The sequence below is a fragment of the Leptolyngbya sp. 7M genome (assembly GCF_018128485.1).
The window spans coordinates 5998800-6011591 of sequence record NZ_CP070897.1 but is presented as its reverse complement, the minus strand read 5'-3'; the positions used below and the strand labels follow the sequence as shown (position 1 = coordinate 6011591).

The following is a 12792-nucleotide window of genomic DNA, read 5'->3' as shown; positions in this document are numbered from 1 at the left end:
GCAACGAATGAAGCAATTTTCTATCTCATGAAAACGAAACCACCTAGAGTTAATGATTCGCAGCTCCAATTCTTAAGCTTCTGCAACAAACCAGTAATAACACGTGCTTATGAAATTAGGATGAAACTACATTCTCTTGAGATTAGCTTAAGCAGTATAGCCACTGCATTTGTAGTTCTCGTCACAGGGCTACTTTCTACGCACACAAAGATGAAATTAGGATGAAATATCGGCCTATCGATAGACGTAATTTCCTAAAACATCTTTCTACTTCAATAGTGAGACGCAATTGTCTCCAAAGTTGCCTATACCTAAGGTGAAGTCAAACCCAAGAGTTTGAACTCCAATTTTTGAAGTAATGGAGACGAAAACAATGGCTATTCAACAATTGACGTTGAACCAGGTGAATCAAGAGATGCAGCAATGCATTGAAAATTGCCTGGACTGTCACAGCATTTGCTTGAATACAGTGACCTATTGTTTGCAAAAGGGCGGACAGCACGCTGAAGCCAATCACGTTCGTCTATTGATGGATTGTGCCCAAAGCTGTCAAACCAGCGCAGATTTTATGCTGCGTAGCTCGAACTTCCATGCTCAGTTCTGTGGTGCTTGTGCCCAAGTGTGTGAGCAATGTGCTCAAGGCTGCGATCGGATGGGCGATGATGCTCAGATGAAGGCTTGTGCCGATATGTGTCGTCGTTGCGCCGAGTCCTGTCGCCAAATGTCGATGGCAATGCGGTAGAAGCGCACAACCTCATGAATTGCCATATGGGTGCTACTTCGCGCCTGTATGGCGATCGGTTTCTTAAGGATCATCGTCTTTATTCACAGCCGAATTAAGCCGCGTTTGAGGGCTAGCATCACGGCATGGGTACGATCGCTGGCTCCGAGCTTGTCCAAAATGTTATTAATATGAAATTTGACGGTGCTTTCGGCAATGCCTAATGCTTCTGCCACAGCTTTATTGTTCTTGCCACTGGAGACCAATTTTAGTACCTGACATTCGCGCTCACTCAGTGCAGGTAGTTCTATGCGTGCTGCTAGTCGTTTGCCAATTTCGCTGGGGATATACCGATCGCCTCTGCAAACCTCTCGAATCACATCGGCAATTTCTTCGCAGGGCGTGTCTTTGAGCAGATAGGCTTTAGCTCCAGCCCGAAACCCTTGATAAATATCTTCGTCACCATCGTAGACCGTGAGCATGATGAAGCAAGCTCTTGAGCACCGCCCAAATTTTCACAAACCCAGATTTGGTATTGAGTTGGATGATCGAGCTTCACAATCAAGTGGGCAATCTCGGCTGGAGTATTGGTGCCATCGGTTAGCACGGCAATTTTTTCAGCTCCCTGCTGTAGGGCTTTGGTCAACTCATCCAGTGAGCGTCCGTGGGCGCTAATTAACTGGGCATCTTGCCAAGGTTGCTTAATGCGGCTAAAAGCAAGCTGTACTGCACTGAGGTGGGGATGGAACGTCAACCAATCCGCTGGCAACTCAGTGAGCAGCAGCCGCCCAAAACCAAAAAACAGCGGATCACCAGATACCAACACTACGATTAGGGGATTGGCAGACTTGGCGAGATCGGCCTGATCTGAGGCGACCACGCGGGAGCGGATCTGGTCAATGACTAGGCGAAAATTAGTCAGGGGCAATTTCTCTGCCGCATGATTTGGAAAATAGCTGAGGTGACGTTCACTGCCAACTAGCAGTGTGGCTTGCTCGATCAAGAGACGCAATGACTCGGTTAGACCATCTGCTCCATCTAAGCCAATCCCGACTACCTGCACTGGAGTAAGGGCTTGATTAGCCATTCATCTCAATTCCTCGCAACTCCCTTCATAGTTAAACCTTATAGTTAAAAAGGAATCACGTTCTAGACCACCGCGAGGAGACTGTCATGCTACATCTTGGTTGGGCAGAAGTGGGTTTAATTGCCCTGGCTGCACTACTCTTTTTTGGTCCTAAAAAAATCCCTGAATTGGGCAATGCCCTAGGGAAAACTCTGCGTGGCTTTAAGGAAGAAGTCGGTAAATCAGACGAAGCCGACGCAGAAGAATAGGCCAACCGAAGGCGGCAGGCCCTTGGGGGTTAGGAAGAAAGAGCCTCAGCCCCCCGACTGGACGTATTCTTGCGATTCGGCAGCCACAGCGCTATCCCGCACCGTTGATGAGGCAGCTTCTCCATTCATAGCGCCGATCGACGCGTGGGGTGGTAAGGCGAGTTCGCTCCGCGGATTGCGCGCTTCAATCAGCTTGATCGCCCGACTGACGCTTTCGGGGAAAATTACCACTAAACTGCCGGCTGGAGCCTTATCGAGAGCGGTATTGACGGCTGTGGTCTCATCCAGAATCACCTCGTAGGTGACCTGCGTCTGAGCGGCAGTAATTCCCTCTACGATTAAACGAGCGGCATCACCACGGGGACGCCCTCGGTTGTCGTCATCCTCTTTTACCAGAATCCGATCGAATATCTGGGCTGCCAGGGTACCCAAGACCACGAAATCTTCGTCACGCCGATCGCCAGGGCCGCCAACTACACCGATCTTCTCACCCGGAGCTTGGTCTCGGTAAGCCCGATCTATGAACCAACCGCCTCCCAGAAATCTGACCAACGAGCTAGCCAAGGAGCGCAACCGCGCCGCCGCAGAACGCACCCTCATGGCTTGGATTCGCACCTCGCTCTCGCTGATTAGCTTTGGGTTTGGGATTAATCAGATTGTGGCGGCAATTAACCGAGCCACAACGGATCCAGACGTGGTCCGGCTTTCGCGATTGGTAGGGTTAATGTTTATCGCAGTTGGCATCTATGCCATTACTGTAGCTATCCTGGAGCACCGACAGGATCTGAGGCGCATCCAGCGCGATGACTATCTCTATATCTCACGGCGCTCCCACGCGGTAGTGGTGGCTACCTCTCTGCTGCTGATTGGCATCTTTGCCTTTGCCGCGATTCTGATCAAGACCTAAGCTCATTTAGCGCCTAGTCTTGGTCCTAGTTCTACTCCTAAGCTCTTACTCCAGCAGCGCCTCGATCTTTTGGCGATACACGACAATCGCAAACTCCCGCTGCTGTTCCTTCAGGGCATAAAGAACTACATTCGATAGCTCGGCTGAGACCACTGCCCGAATCTCGATGCTGACAGTAGTATAGTTTTCAATTTCGGTCGGAGCTGCTTCGGAGGGAACTGTACCAAACCGCTGTACTCGCTTCGCTACCCCGTCTACCTCGCTGACAGAATAGCCGTAGACCTTCAGGTTCTTCAACAGCTTTTCGATGCTGCTGCGCAAAATCGCCTCCGCCAAGATCGTCACCAGGACAGCGGGCTGGGTTAGGGAATAATCCTCAAAATCAAGCATCAGGGTCGAACAATGTAGTTAGACTGGATCGGCGGCAGTTGGCCGGTGGTGGTCAACGCCTGATACAGCATAGCAGCTACCTCGGCTCGTGTTGCAGGTTGGTTAGGGTTAAACTGATTGACGTTGGGATGGCTGACGACCACATTGGCCTGAGTGGCGGCGGCTACAGCGGGTCTGGCCCATTCTGGAATCTGATCGCGATCTTGAAAAACTTGCAGCGGTGCAGCTGGATCAGCAGGTTTGGGCAACTGAAAGCCGTTCACGAGCGACAGCAACACTTCCATCCGAGAAATCGGCTGATTTGGCTGAAAGCTGGTGTCAGGATAGCCCCTAAGAAATCCAGACTTCACAGCTTCGTCAATCGCCGGCTTGCCCCAAAAGTTAACCGGCACATCGGGAAAAGCCTGGGACTCCTGCTGGACATCAGTCAACACCTCGCCAACCAGAGTGGCGTACTGAGTGCGAGTGACCGGCTGGTCCGGACGAAAACTGCCGTCTTCAAATCCAGAGATCATGCCGCGTCTGGCTAGCTCTGCAATTTCCCGCTGCCGATTCTGGGTTCCCTGTTCCGAGGTCCGGTCAGTGCTTGGTGGCGCATCAACCCGATTGGTCATCCTCCCAGTGATGCCCTCGGCCATCAACTCGCCCATACCCTGCAAATTCCAGGTAGCATTCGCGACCACCTCACGACCCATATCTACCTACCCAACCATCCAGACGAAGCTCTAGGACGACTAGAACAAGCCTTTCGCCTCAGCGTGGCCGCAGAAGATATTTTGAAAGCGATCAAAACCGCCAGTCGGGCCGGCCACTTGCCCCAAGCCAAACCGGAAACGCTACTCGATGCCGCTGTGGCTGCCAGTGTGATCACCCCAGATGACGCCAAGCTTGTGCGCGAAGCCGAACTTGTGCGCAATGACGCAATTCAGGTAGACACCTTTACCCTGGAGGAGTACCAGCAAAATCAGCCATTGCCGGAATTCCATTCGGTTGAATATCGCTAGTTAACCCTTCTCGCGAAAGCTCAGGCAGGAAGGGATATTATAAAATCTATCACCGTCGATTCCAGCTTTCTCCACGGTGAGGTGAACTCTAGATGTGGCCATAAGTGTGGCCGTGCAGCCAATGGTAGCGATTCAGCTCCGACAATTCGAGATCCGACCAGGACAGTCATTGCTGCTCCATGACGTGAGCTGGTCTGAGTTTGAAGCAATTCTGGCTGAACTGGGGGAGCACCGCAGCATTCGAATTGCCTATGACAATGGTTGGTTAGAGCTAATGACCCCACTGCCCGAACACGAGTATTTCAAACAGTCTATTAGCATTGCAATCGAAGATATTGCGGAAGAACTGAATCTTGACTACGAAAGCTATGGTTCTACCACTTGGCGGCAGCGAGCCAAGCAAGCTGGACTAGAGGCAGACAACTGTTTCTACTTCCAAAATGAAGCTCGCATCCGCGGTAAACTTGACATTGACCTAGAGCGTGATCCACCTCCCGATCTAGCGCTCGAAATCGACATGACCAGCAAATCGCTAGAGCGCTTTCCCATCTATGCTCGGCTGGGCGTGCCCGAAATCTGGTGCTACGACAGCGGAGCGCTGAGAGTTTATTTACTTCAGCAAGCGCAGTATGTCGAGGCGACCCAAAGTCAGGTATTTCCTTCACTGGCAATTCAGGAGTTGCCCCATCTGATTGAGTCTTACCGCAGTCAGGGCCGGTTAGCATTGCGGCGTGCCGTGCGAGCTTGGGTCAAAACTCAGAAGTAATGCTTTTAGGCAGACTCTTTTGTCAGATTTTTTGGTCAGATTCTTTTGTCAAACTATGATGAAATGACAAGTTTTAGAATCAGGAGGAAATATGACTGCACTATTGCCTCTTAGGTCTATGATGATCGATCTAGCCCCGACGGACTTTAGTTCTGCTAGAGAAAGAGCGAATTCTGCTGCAGTGGAGAAACTAAATCCTTCCGTCAATGCGATGTAGCCGACATCCGAAGAAAGTTTGAATGATAAGGATATAGCTTTGCTGTTGATCCTTTTGCGTATAAGCTCGAAGGTCTCGTCAGTTCCGTTTCGTTCGACCGTGATCCGGATCTTTGTTGCTTCCGGCCCGCGTACAATATCTCTTACATCTGCCAGACCGAGGCCCTTAACCGATCTTCCGTTCACCGCCATTATGCGATCGCCGAACTGTAAACCGGCGTCTGCGGCAGATGAATTTGCGACTACGGCGATCACATATATCGATTCGTCATCGCCGCTGCCGATGCTCGACAGTGTGATGCCCGTGCCGGAGTACTCATTCCTGTGCTCGCCGTTCAGGGCAGAGAATTCCCTCGCATCGTAATATCTTGAATGCGGGTCAAGAATTCGGAGCATTTCATCGATCGCGGGAGTAATATCCGGGGCCTTGCCGGTTGAAGCATGGTTATCGCGAATAACCCTAATAGCCTCAGAAAGGTCAGTGATAATGCCGGATGCCAGAGGTCTCGGCTCTTTCCGTGTAGGTTGTTCCTCGCGATTTTTGCCGGTCGATGCCTGAAACTGCCTTCCCGGTGAAATATCAAAGGCTGCGTTTTTTTGTGTTTCGCGAAGTTTGTTCTCGGTTGTTGACTGGCCAAGCGAAGCAATGGAGAGTACACATATAAAAACGGCAACTAAAGTATTTTGCATATAGGCCCGCCGTGCGATGCTGCTCCCGAGCGAAAGAACAGAATCTGCAAAAGTATGTAAAAACGATGCAACCGTCATAAATTAGCAATGTTTCCAGATTTCCAGTATTTATGACGAAATGTTCGTATTGCCTAAAAAACGGAATCAGGTAAAATCTTGATATGTCCGAGACACCCTCGAACGGTTTGAATGAAAAGCTGAAAAGGCTGATAGAGACCGTCGATATCGCGAATCTTCTTACCGAACCATTAACGAGGTCGATCCATGATCTTCTTCAGGTCTCAGCGTCTCAGATGGGGTCGGCAGAGGCCTCCGTCCTTGTTCGTGATGGCGATCAGGGCGACCTGCGTTTTCTCGCGGCAATTGGCCGTGTGGCAGAACAGCTTTTGGATATGAAAGTCCCCGCCGGGAAGGGAATTGCGGGGTTTGTTCTTTCGTCGGGGCAGCCGATGGCAGTTTCTGATGTCGGTGGCGAAGCCACGTTCTACGCAGAGGTTGACAAAACCACGGGCTATTCGACCCAATCGATACTTCTGCCCACAGGCCTAGTTGAACAGACGCTTACCTTCAGACACTTGGGCCAAGCTAAGCGTAACCGTTTCTCCTTGTTCATTCAGCGGCACAGTCCGGGTGGCTTCATCCAGTTCAGCAGCAACCGCTCCTCCAGCAAACATTTGAAACGCCAGAAATACGGTAAGCGCAACAAGCCAGATGCATTTCTTAAACATGGTTCTCCTTGAAAGCGTCCTCAGTTATCGGAAGTTTTACATGAGTTCAACACAGCGATACCCAATCCGGCTGGCAGCAGGATGAAAGGGGAAAGATGAAGGATGAATAGGCTGATCGTAAATTGTAGCCTTCGAGCAAACCTGAGGATGCTAAATGGTGCAGACTGGTTAAAACCGTTCCGGCACATCCTTCATGCTTACCTCGTCAACCTCTTGCCTGAGTGAGATTGAGCTTACTCATTCAATATCATGCCACTGAATGGACCCTTTCCCAAGTCAGGGTTTGAGTGATCCAGAAACTTCTTGGTTAACGATAGTTCGTGAACTGCAAATCGACCGGATAGTCTTCCTGCTTCAACCGCTGAATTACGGCCTGTAGCTCGTCTTTAGACTTGGCAGAAACTCGCACCGCATCGCCTTGAATCGACGCCTGCACTTTCTTAAACTCATCCCGGATCATTTTAGAGATTTGCTTGGCAATGTCAGCGCTGATGCCCTTGCGCAGCTTAATTTCTTGCCGCACCCGATTGCCGCTGGCTGGTTCTACCTTACCGTAGTCAAAAATCTTGAGAGACAGGTTACGTTTAGCTGCTTTTGTCTGCAGAATGGTGTGGATGGCTTGCAGGGTAAAGTCACTGTCGGTGTTAACAGTGATGACATCGTCTCCCAGTTCTAGAGTCGTTTTAGTGTCTTTCAGATCATAACGAGTGCCAATTTCCCGCGTGGTTTGATCGATAGTATTCACCAACTCCTGCCGATCGAAGTCACTAACCACGTCAAATGAGTATGTAGAAGCCATGTGTAAATCGGATGCAGTTAGATATCTTACAAAAAACTCGAACGAGTAAAATTTGAATTCGGGTCACTATTTCAGCGGTTTCCAGTTTAGAAGCGGAAAACCCCAGCGTTCATAATATATCGATAGTCTACCGAAAGTTTATCTAACTTTCAGCCGCTCTGGTCCACCAGCAAAGATCCCAAACTAAGATCCCAAACTAAGATGCCAAACTAAGACAACAGCATTAGGCTCGAAATCATTAGCACCGCAATGCTGGCCGACCCAACTCCAAACATCAACGATCGCAAAATGGGTAGATTCAGGATGTAGAAGCTGGAGTAGAGCAATCGTGCACTCAAGTAGGCGCAGCCAATGCACCAGAGCAAACAGCCCTGCTGCTGATTCGCCCACTGCGATTCTGCTCTTATCTGTTCTACCCACTGCTGTTGGTATTGAATAGCAATGTGCGGCTGCTAACCGGCTGGCTGATTAAATCACAATCCCTGGTCGAACTTACCAGTTTTGCACCCCTAACCATACCCTCACCAGCTCAACCAATTCTGGTTCCGGGCAACATGGAGCTAACGGCTGCAAACCAAGCCTTAGAACTCAACTTACCAGCCCATTCCCCGTCCCAAACCGTGGCCGAATTTATGATTGACAAGCTGGGGCATGTGCCGGTTCCAGGCGAACGAATTGTGCATGGCGAGCTAGAGCTAGAGGCTGCCGGCATTGAAGAAAATTCGCTAAAAACCGTACTGCTCCGGCGGCGGCCCCTAGCGGCTCACCATTAGATCATCAAAGCAAGCTCCTCAATTGGCCAACAGCGCTACCGGAAAATGCTGTAGGGCTTGAGCGATCAAAATTTTGCCCTCAGCAGCCAACGATTCAGCCGTAATCAAATTCTGCTGCACTGCTAATCCATCCGGCAATTGCAGGTAAGTATCACCCCAAACAGAACCCAAAGGATATTCTCCCGGCTCTACTATGGACGTTAGATAACGGGGAGCAATGGTAATCACCGTAGAATTCGCGTGGCGGCGAGCGAAGGCAATGATATGGTTTTTGTGCGATCCCTCTACTTCAAGCGGCTGATAATCACCTATTTGGAATACGGTCCGATGCTCGTTTCGCGCCTTGAGGGCTTGGACGATCAAAAATAGCTTGATTTTACCGTTGGCTGGATTGGCTAATAGGCTAGAGATTAGCTTAAGAACATCGGCTTGAATACCAGCTTTAATTTGAGCAAGATAGGTTTGTCGCTGCGCGAAATCAATCGGACGTCGATTATCGGGATCAACCAAACTCAAATCCCAGAGTTCGCTGCCCTGATAAAAATCGGGAACTCCGGGAGAGGTGAGCTTCAGCAGAGTCTGGGACAGAGAATTGAGCACACCGTAATGGGCAATTCCGTGCTGGAAGGGCAGAAACACCTGGAGAAACGGATTATCTTCGGTAGCGAGAATAGCATCCACAAACTTGAGACAAGCTTCTTCATAGGTGGGGTTGTTGCGCAACCAAGTTGTATAGAGCTTAGCTTCTCGAATTGATTTCAACATATAGTCTTTGACTCTTCCAACAAAACCGGCTTGTTCCGATTCGATAAAGGGGTAAGCCCCAACCAGCGTTTGGTAGAGCGCGTACTCATCATTACTGTCGGGAAAGGTAGCTTGCTTGACCTGAGTTTTATGAATCTGATTCAGGAGTAGCAAGTATGGGGAAATAGCACTCAACCACTCTAGGCTCCAAACTTCAGGTTTATACCATCCAGCTAGTTAAGCTGTCGGACCAAGAATTCGCCGGTTCGATTCCAGCAGAGGACAAACCAAGTTAGCCTGTGGCGGAGTGAGATGTTGTTTGATCACGTCTTGAAGTGCGCTGTACATGATGTCACAGACATGGGACTTACCCAAGGAGCGCATAATCGTTTGTAGCCAAAGCAATAGTTCCTCTTGCAGCGCGTCTGGATCATTCAGTAAGACGGCAAGGGCCGTAGCGCGCAATCCATAAACCAGGTCTCGAACACATTTGCGAGTTAGATCCTCCTGGTTTTTACCCACAAATACACCAGGGTCAATGGCCCGCATCTTGACACAGGCTTGTTGCACAATTGTAGATTCCAGTTCCTGAAGCTTCTGATAGGTTTGGACACGCAGATTGAAGGAGCGGACATAGTCAATTACAAATGCTAGCTCTGCGTCACTAGCGTATCGACCATCAAGCTCACGACTCAGGCGTTCAAGCTGGCTTAACATGGAAAGAATTTCTCAAGGTCAGAATCATTTAGGGGTTTAGTTCCACATCATAAAAGCAGAAACTGCACTCAGTATTCCCTCCGTTATCATTCTCAACGCAGCCGCAGTATTAAGTTTTAGCAGACTGCATTGAGTAGAATTAAGCATCGCTGCTATTGGAGAAGAAATCTCGGAAGTTAAAGCTAGTGCTTTTTTCGATCTGCTTCAGCATCGAGCGGGTGATCAATTTACCTTCTTCCACCAGCACTTCCCCGGTAACAGGGTGGAGGAGATTTTGCTCAGCTCGTCGTCCGATCAACGCTTCAATATCCTGAATCGAATTGACATACATCCCAGGCGGCAATTCGACCACAACTCCGTTCGATAGAACCCTTGCTTGACAGGCTAAACGGGAATTAGGCTGACAGGAGGTAATAATTTCTAGCGTCCGTTGCTCGCGGCGGTTGATCGGCGTCAGGGCTTCCATTCCTTGCCTAACGTAGACATGACAGGTGGCACACATGCCACGTCCGCCACATTCGCGCAATACATCTAGGTCTTTGGAGATTAGAACCGATAGTAAATTGCCGTTGGTTTCCACCACGGTTTCTTGGGCAATCGGCTCTAGCCGGACAGTCTTTACCATGTAATGATGCTCCAGAGATCGAGGGAGATTGGGTCAACGAGGAGAGTCAAAGGGGACGAATAATAGGGTGTTTTGCTGCTCGTCTAGGGATTGCCGCACAATTCTGGCAAAATCGCGGATTACTTTGGAACAGCGCTCAATAAAGGCCGCGACCCAGGCTTCATCAATATCCGTTGCAGTGCCAAACCAATACAGAATTTGCCCTTGCTCATCTTTCAGGGGCACTACCCGGGCCAGATGCCAGCGATAGACTTGGTCTACCCGTTTGAGGCGGCATTCGACTTCGTAAGCTTCGCCAGTTTGAATGGCTTTTGTTCTCACTTCTCGGGTGGCTTCAAAATCGTCTGGATGAATGATTTCTGCCCATAACCCGACTCCTAACTCCAGATCGGTTACTCCTGTATATTCTTGCCATCGCTGGTTGTAGAACTCAACGTTACCTGTGGCATCGTTGACCCACATGAGTTGGGCAACAGCATGGGCCAGGGTGCGATAGCGCTGTTCACTCAGACGAATGGCCTCTTCAGCTTGTTTACGCTCAGTAATGTCAAACAAAACACCAATCGAGCGAATTGCCTCACCGCTCGAACTGTAAACAAAGCTTCCCAAGCCTGTCAACCAGGCGATTTGCTGATCATCTGCCCGAATCACCCGGTATTCTGCTCGATAAAGCCTATGCTCTTGGCGAGACTGCTGCCATTCCCAGCTCACCCGCTCTACATCATCAGGATGAAGTCGCTCGCTCCACATGGCTTCGGTCGCTTCACCCGTGGGCGTGGGTTCGTAGCCCAACATTGTGAAGTGTGGCTCTGACCAGATTGCTTTGCCAGTCGTGAGATCTACATCCCAAGTGCCCATTTGAGCACCTTGCATCGCCAATCGCAATCGTTCTTCTGCCTGACGTAAGGCAGCTTCTGCTTGTTTACGCTCGCTGATATCCAGCAGGGAAACCAGCACATGGTCGTAAGGATCTGAAGCGGGTGGAAAGGTAATAGCAAACCAGACATGCAAGCGCTCACCTTGTAGAGTTTGCAGTATGGTTTCTGTGGCGTAGTGAGTTTCGGCAGCAGCAATGGTCAGCAGTTCTTCGACAAACGCATTTTGGGTTTCGGGAGTAAATATTTGGTGTAAGGAGTTCAATAGTTCTGCTTTAGTTTGGGCACCAAATAGTTGCAGGGATATCTGATTCACATCTCGCAGACGCACCATACCAACAGCCCACTGCACAAATTCGGGATGATCGGTGAAGTACTGCCGAAAATCGTTCACCCCTGCCGCTTTGAGTTGGTCAATTGCCGCTTTGACTGCCGAGAAATCTTCTTCCCAAATCGAAACCCCTGCCGCCTCAAAAATGTAGCGGTATCGCTGCTCCTGGGCCGCTAGAGCCACTTCTGCCTGCTTGCGTTCAGTCACGTCGGCAATAAAAACCGTCACTCCATCCGGCGATGGATAAACCCAGTGCTCATACCAACACTGCCAGGGAATATAAAGATATTCAAAGTTCGTTTCCCGCCGCGATGGCTAGATCATATCTGGCATCGCCCTCGATAGAGCCGATTGCAAGTGAGGTGATCTCGCCGCTGAGATCAAATAACTCCAGTTCTGACTTGAGAACCCCGTAGGGGCTTTCGAAGACCAATAGCTGCGAGCCTCGCATTGTTCTTATTCCCACAATGAGATCATCTGTTCCGTCATTGCGGTTGAAGTCCTGCGAAAGAAAGGCAGTTATCACGCCACTGAGTTCAATGCTTCTGGTTTTTGCAAATCCTCCTTTTCCATTACCTAGGAAAAAGGCGATAGAGCTTTGGCCCTGCTCCGCGACCGCTAGGTCAAAATTTCCATCAGCATCAAAGTCTCCAGCAGCAAAATAGTCCGGCACGAGGCCATCTAATTTGATGACCCGTGCCGGGCCGATAAAAGGCGCACTGGTGAAAACGCCTTTCGCAAGCCTTTCTTTCGCTTCGGGTGTATTCGGAAAGACCGAATCCACATTTCCGCGAACGAACGAAAAGTATCCCTCTTTACCCACCTTATGGCCGATCACCAGATCCGGCATACCATCGTTGTCAAAATCCGCAGTGGCTCCGGAAATGGAGTCGAATGACTCATCTTCCAAGTTAAAAAGGTTCTTTGATTGACCGGCGAAATCGTAATCCAGCAGCTTACCGTCGGTTAGGTTGATCCACGGGTTCCCGCGGGCAGCAGAAAAGACGGAGATGGTCTCGCCCCAACGGGCCCCAGGGCTCAGCTCTGCTCCGGAAGCGTTAGTTTCAGTATTTTGGAAATCGAATGAAGCGATCAGGGCAATCACCAGAAGTAAGTACACTACTTTGAGCTTGTAGTTTCTCAACATTACTTTGCACCTCAGTTTTGAATT

General features: G+C 49.9%; 21 protein-coding genes. 6 read left to right on the top strand and 15 right to left on the bottom strand.

Annotated features, from left to right (window positions below):
• The first annotated feature begins 373 nt into the window (after nt 1-373).
• Entirely contained in the window at nt 374-742 is a 369-nt protein-coding gene (locus JVX88_RS39665; protein ID WP_225931243.1) for a four-helix bundle copper-binding protein, read from the top strand.
• 83 nt (nt 743-825) lie between these two features.
• On the opposite strand, the gene JVX88_RS31915 is transcribed toward JVX88_RS39665, so the two are convergent.
• Both JVX88_RS31915 and cbiE read right to left on the bottom strand, forming a co-directional pair.
• Entirely contained in the window at nt 826-1101 is a 276-nt protein-coding gene (locus tag JVX88_RS31915) for a helix-turn-helix domain-containing protein (protein WP_225931242.1), read from the bottom strand.
• Nucleotides 1098-1808: a precorrin-6y C5,15-methyltransferase (decarboxylating) subunit CbiE gene (gene cbiE / locus JVX88_RS31910; RefSeq protein ID WP_211622413.1), complete on the bottom strand. Its 711-nt coding sequence runs from the start codon at nt 1806-1808 to the stop codon at nt 1098-1100. The genes JVX88_RS31915 and cbiE overlap by 4 nt, the downstream gene beginning before the upstream one ends.
• An 86-nt stretch (nt 1809-1894) precedes the next feature.
• Here cbiE and JVX88_RS31905 point away from each other — a divergent pair, with 86 nt between their 5' ends.
• On the top strand, nt 1895-2056 hold the full coding sequence (locus JVX88_RS31905; RefSeq protein ID WP_036001460.1) for a twin-arginine translocase TatA/TatE family subunit: 162 nt from the start codon (nt 1895-1897) through the stop codon (nt 2054-2056).
• A 45-nt stretch (nt 2057-2101) separates the two neighbouring features.
• On the opposite strand, the gene JVX88_RS31900 is transcribed toward JVX88_RS31905, so the two are convergent.
• Nucleotides 2102-2656: a hypothetical protein gene (locus tag JVX88_RS31900; protein ID WP_263975341.1), complete on the bottom strand. Its 555-nt coding sequence runs from the start codon at nt 2654-2656 to the stop codon at nt 2102-2104.
• On the opposite strand from JVX88_RS31900, the gene JVX88_RS31895 reads away from it, so the two are divergent.
• Complete coding sequence (locus JVX88_RS31895) at nt 2655-2963, top strand: YidH family protein (protein ID WP_263975340.1); 309 nt, start codon at nt 2655-2657, stop codon at nt 2961-2963. The two genes, JVX88_RS31900 and JVX88_RS31895, sit on opposite strands and share 2 nt — an antisense overlap.
• Before the next feature lie 45 nt (nt 2964-3008).
• Here the strand turns inward: JVX88_RS31895 and JVX88_RS31890 are convergent, their stop codons facing one another.
• Together JVX88_RS31890 and JVX88_RS31885 are read right to left on the bottom strand one after the other, a co-directional pair.
• Complete coding sequence (locus tag JVX88_RS31890) at nt 3009-3353, bottom strand: hypothetical protein (RefSeq protein WP_211622411.1); 345 nt, start codon at nt 3351-3353, stop codon at nt 3009-3011.
• Complete coding sequence (locus JVX88_RS31885) at nt 3353-3967, bottom strand: S-layer homology domain-containing protein (protein WP_317134679.1); 615 nt, start codon at nt 3965-3967, stop codon at nt 3353-3355. The genes JVX88_RS31890 and JVX88_RS31885 overlap by 1 nt, the downstream gene beginning before the upstream one ends.
• Here JVX88_RS31885 and JVX88_RS39660 point away from each other — a divergent pair.
• Both JVX88_RS39660 and JVX88_RS31875 read left to right on the top strand, forming a co-directional pair.
• Nucleotides 3899-4357: an acyl-CoA dehydrogenase domain-containing protein gene (locus JVX88_RS39660; RefSeq protein WP_315875370.1), complete on the top strand. Its 459-nt coding sequence runs from the start codon at nt 3899-3901 to the stop codon at nt 4355-4357. The genes JVX88_RS31885 and JVX88_RS39660 overlap by 69 nt on opposite strands.
• 94 nt (nt 4358-4451) lie before the next feature.
• Nucleotides 4452-5123 (top strand): Uma2 family endonuclease, encoded by a 672-nt coding sequence (locus JVX88_RS31875; protein ID WP_317134517.1) that lies wholly within the window; start codon nt 4452-4454, stop codon nt 5121-5123.
• A gap of 48 nt (nt 5124-5171) precedes the next feature.
• Here the strand turns inward: JVX88_RS31875 and JVX88_RS31870 are convergent, their stop codons facing one another.
• The 5 genes from JVX88_RS31870 to JVX88_RS39655 form a co-directional block, all read right to left on the bottom strand.
• The gene (locus tag JVX88_RS31870) at nt 5172-6029 is read right to left on the bottom strand and encodes a S41 family peptidase (protein WP_211622408.1); all 858 of its coding nucleotides are present in this window, start codon (nt 6027-6029) and stop codon (nt 5172-5174) included.
• A gap of 281 nt (nt 6030-6310) precedes the next feature.
• Nucleotides 6311-6553 carry a hypothetical protein gene (locus JVX88_RS31865; protein ID WP_211622407.1) on the bottom strand — a complete coding sequence of 81 codons (243 nt, stop codon included), beginning with the start codon at nt 6551-6553 and terminating at the stop codon, nt 6311-6313.
• A gap of 21 nt (nt 6554-6574) precedes the next feature.
• Nucleotides 6575-6703, bottom strand: a complete 129-nt coding sequence (locus JVX88_RS31860; protein ID WP_263975658.1) for a hypothetical protein — start codon at nt 6701-6703, stop codon at nt 6575-6577.
• A gap of 361 nt (nt 6704-7064) precedes the next feature.
• Nucleotides 7065-7556, bottom strand: coding sequence for a YajQ family cyclic di-GMP-binding protein (locus tag JVX88_RS31855; protein WP_211622405.1), 492 nt, complete (start codon nt 7554-7556; stop codon nt 7065-7067).
• A 209-nt stretch (nt 7557-7765) separates the two neighbouring features.
• Nucleotides 7766-7882, bottom strand: coding sequence for a hypothetical protein (locus JVX88_RS39655; RefSeq protein ID WP_263975657.1), 117 nt, complete (start codon nt 7880-7882; stop codon nt 7766-7768).
• 105 nt (nt 7883-7987) lie between these two features.
• Here JVX88_RS39655 and JVX88_RS31845 point away from each other — a divergent pair, with 105 nt between their 5' ends.
• A complete protein-coding gene (locus JVX88_RS31845; RefSeq protein ID WP_211622404.1) occupies nt 7988-8329 on the top strand; it encodes a transporter associated domain-containing protein in 342 nt (113 codons plus the stop codon).
• Nucleotides 8330-8347: 18 nt separating this feature from the next.
• On the opposite strand, the gene JVX88_RS31840 is transcribed toward JVX88_RS31845, so the two are convergent.
• The 5 genes from JVX88_RS31840 to JVX88_RS31820 all read right to left on the bottom strand — a co-directional run bounded on the left by JVX88_RS31840 (nt 8348) and on the right by JVX88_RS31820 (nt 12768).
• Nucleotides 8348-9268, bottom strand: coding sequence for a hypothetical protein (locus tag JVX88_RS31840; RefSeq protein WP_211622403.1), 921 nt, complete (start codon nt 9266-9268; stop codon nt 8348-8350).
• Nucleotides 9269-9310: 42 nt separating this feature from the next.
• On the bottom strand, nt 9311-9790 hold the full coding sequence (locus tag JVX88_RS31835; RefSeq protein WP_036003496.1) for a phycobilisome protein: 480 nt from the start codon (nt 9788-9790) through the stop codon (nt 9311-9313).
• A 139-nt stretch (nt 9791-9929) separates the two neighbouring features.
• Nucleotides 9930-10415, bottom strand: a complete 486-nt coding sequence (locus JVX88_RS31830) for a 2Fe-2S iron-sulfur cluster-binding protein (protein WP_211622402.1) — start codon at nt 10413-10415, stop codon at nt 9930-9932.
• Between the two features lie 33 nt (nt 10416-10448).
• Nucleotides 10449-11849 (bottom strand): PAS domain S-box protein, encoded by a 1401-nt coding sequence (locus JVX88_RS31825; RefSeq protein ID WP_211622401.1) that lies wholly within the window; start codon nt 11847-11849, stop codon nt 10449-10451.
• A 61-nt stretch (nt 11850-11910) separates the two neighbouring features.
• A complete protein-coding gene (locus JVX88_RS31820; protein ID WP_211622400.1) occupies nt 11911-12768 on the bottom strand; it encodes an FG-GAP repeat domain-containing protein in 858 nt (285 codons plus the stop codon).
• Between the last annotated feature and the right edge of the window lie 24 nt (nt 12769-12792).

What these genes read in the sequence shown, in the direction of transcription:
- JVX88_RS39665 (WP_225931243.1), top strand. Translation starts at nt 374, where the DNA reads ATGGCTATTCAACAATTGACGTTGAACCAGGTGAATCAAGAGATGCAG.
- cbiE (WP_211622413.1), bottom strand. Translation starts at nt 1,808, where the DNA reads ATGGCTAATCAAGCCCTTACTCCAGTGCAGGTAGTCGGGATTGGCTTA.
- JVX88_RS31905 (WP_036001460.1), top strand. Translation starts at nt 1,895, where the DNA reads ATGCTACATCTTGGTTGGGCAGAAGTGGGTTTAATTGCCCTGGCTGCA.
- JVX88_RS31895 (WP_263975340.1), top strand. Translation starts at nt 2,655, where the DNA reads ATGGCTTGGATTCGCACCTCGCTCTCGCTGATTAGCTTTGGGTTTGGG.
- JVX88_RS31900 (WP_263975341.1), bottom strand. Translation starts at nt 2,656, where the DNA reads ATGAGGGTGCGTTCTGCGGCGGCGCGGTTGCGCTCCTTGGCTAGCTCG.
- JVX88_RS31890 (WP_211622411.1), bottom strand. Translation starts at nt 3,353, where the DNA reads ATGCTTGATTTTGAGGATTATTCCCTAACCCAGCCCGCTGTCCTGGTG.
- JVX88_RS31885 (WP_317134679.1), bottom strand. Translation starts at nt 3,967, where the DNA reads ATGACCAATCGGGTTGATGCGCCACCAAGCACTGACCGGACCTCGGAA.
- JVX88_RS31870 (WP_211622408.1), bottom strand. Translation starts at nt 6,029, where the DNA reads ATGCAAAATACTTTAGTTGCCGTTTTTATATGTGTACTCTCCATTGCT.
- JVX88_RS31860 (WP_263975658.1), bottom strand. Translation starts at nt 6,703, where the DNA reads ATGTTTGCTGGAGGAGCGGTTGCTGCTGAACTGGATGAAGCCACCCGG.
- JVX88_RS31855 (WP_211622405.1), bottom strand. Translation starts at nt 7,556, where the DNA reads ATGGCTTCTACATACTCATTTGACGTGGTTAGTGACTTCGATCGGCAG.
- JVX88_RS31835 (WP_036003496.1), bottom strand. Translation starts at nt 9,790, where the DNA reads ATGTTAAGCCAGCTTGAACGCCTGAGTCGTGAGCTTGATGGTCGATAC.
- JVX88_RS31830 (WP_211622402.1), bottom strand. Translation starts at nt 10,415, where the DNA reads ATGGTAAAGACTGTCCGGCTAGAGCCGATTGCCCAAGAAACCGTGGTG.
- JVX88_RS31820 (WP_211622400.1), bottom strand. Translation starts at nt 12,768, where the DNA reads ATGTTGAGAAACTACAAGCTCAAAGTAGTGTACTTACTTCTGGTGATT.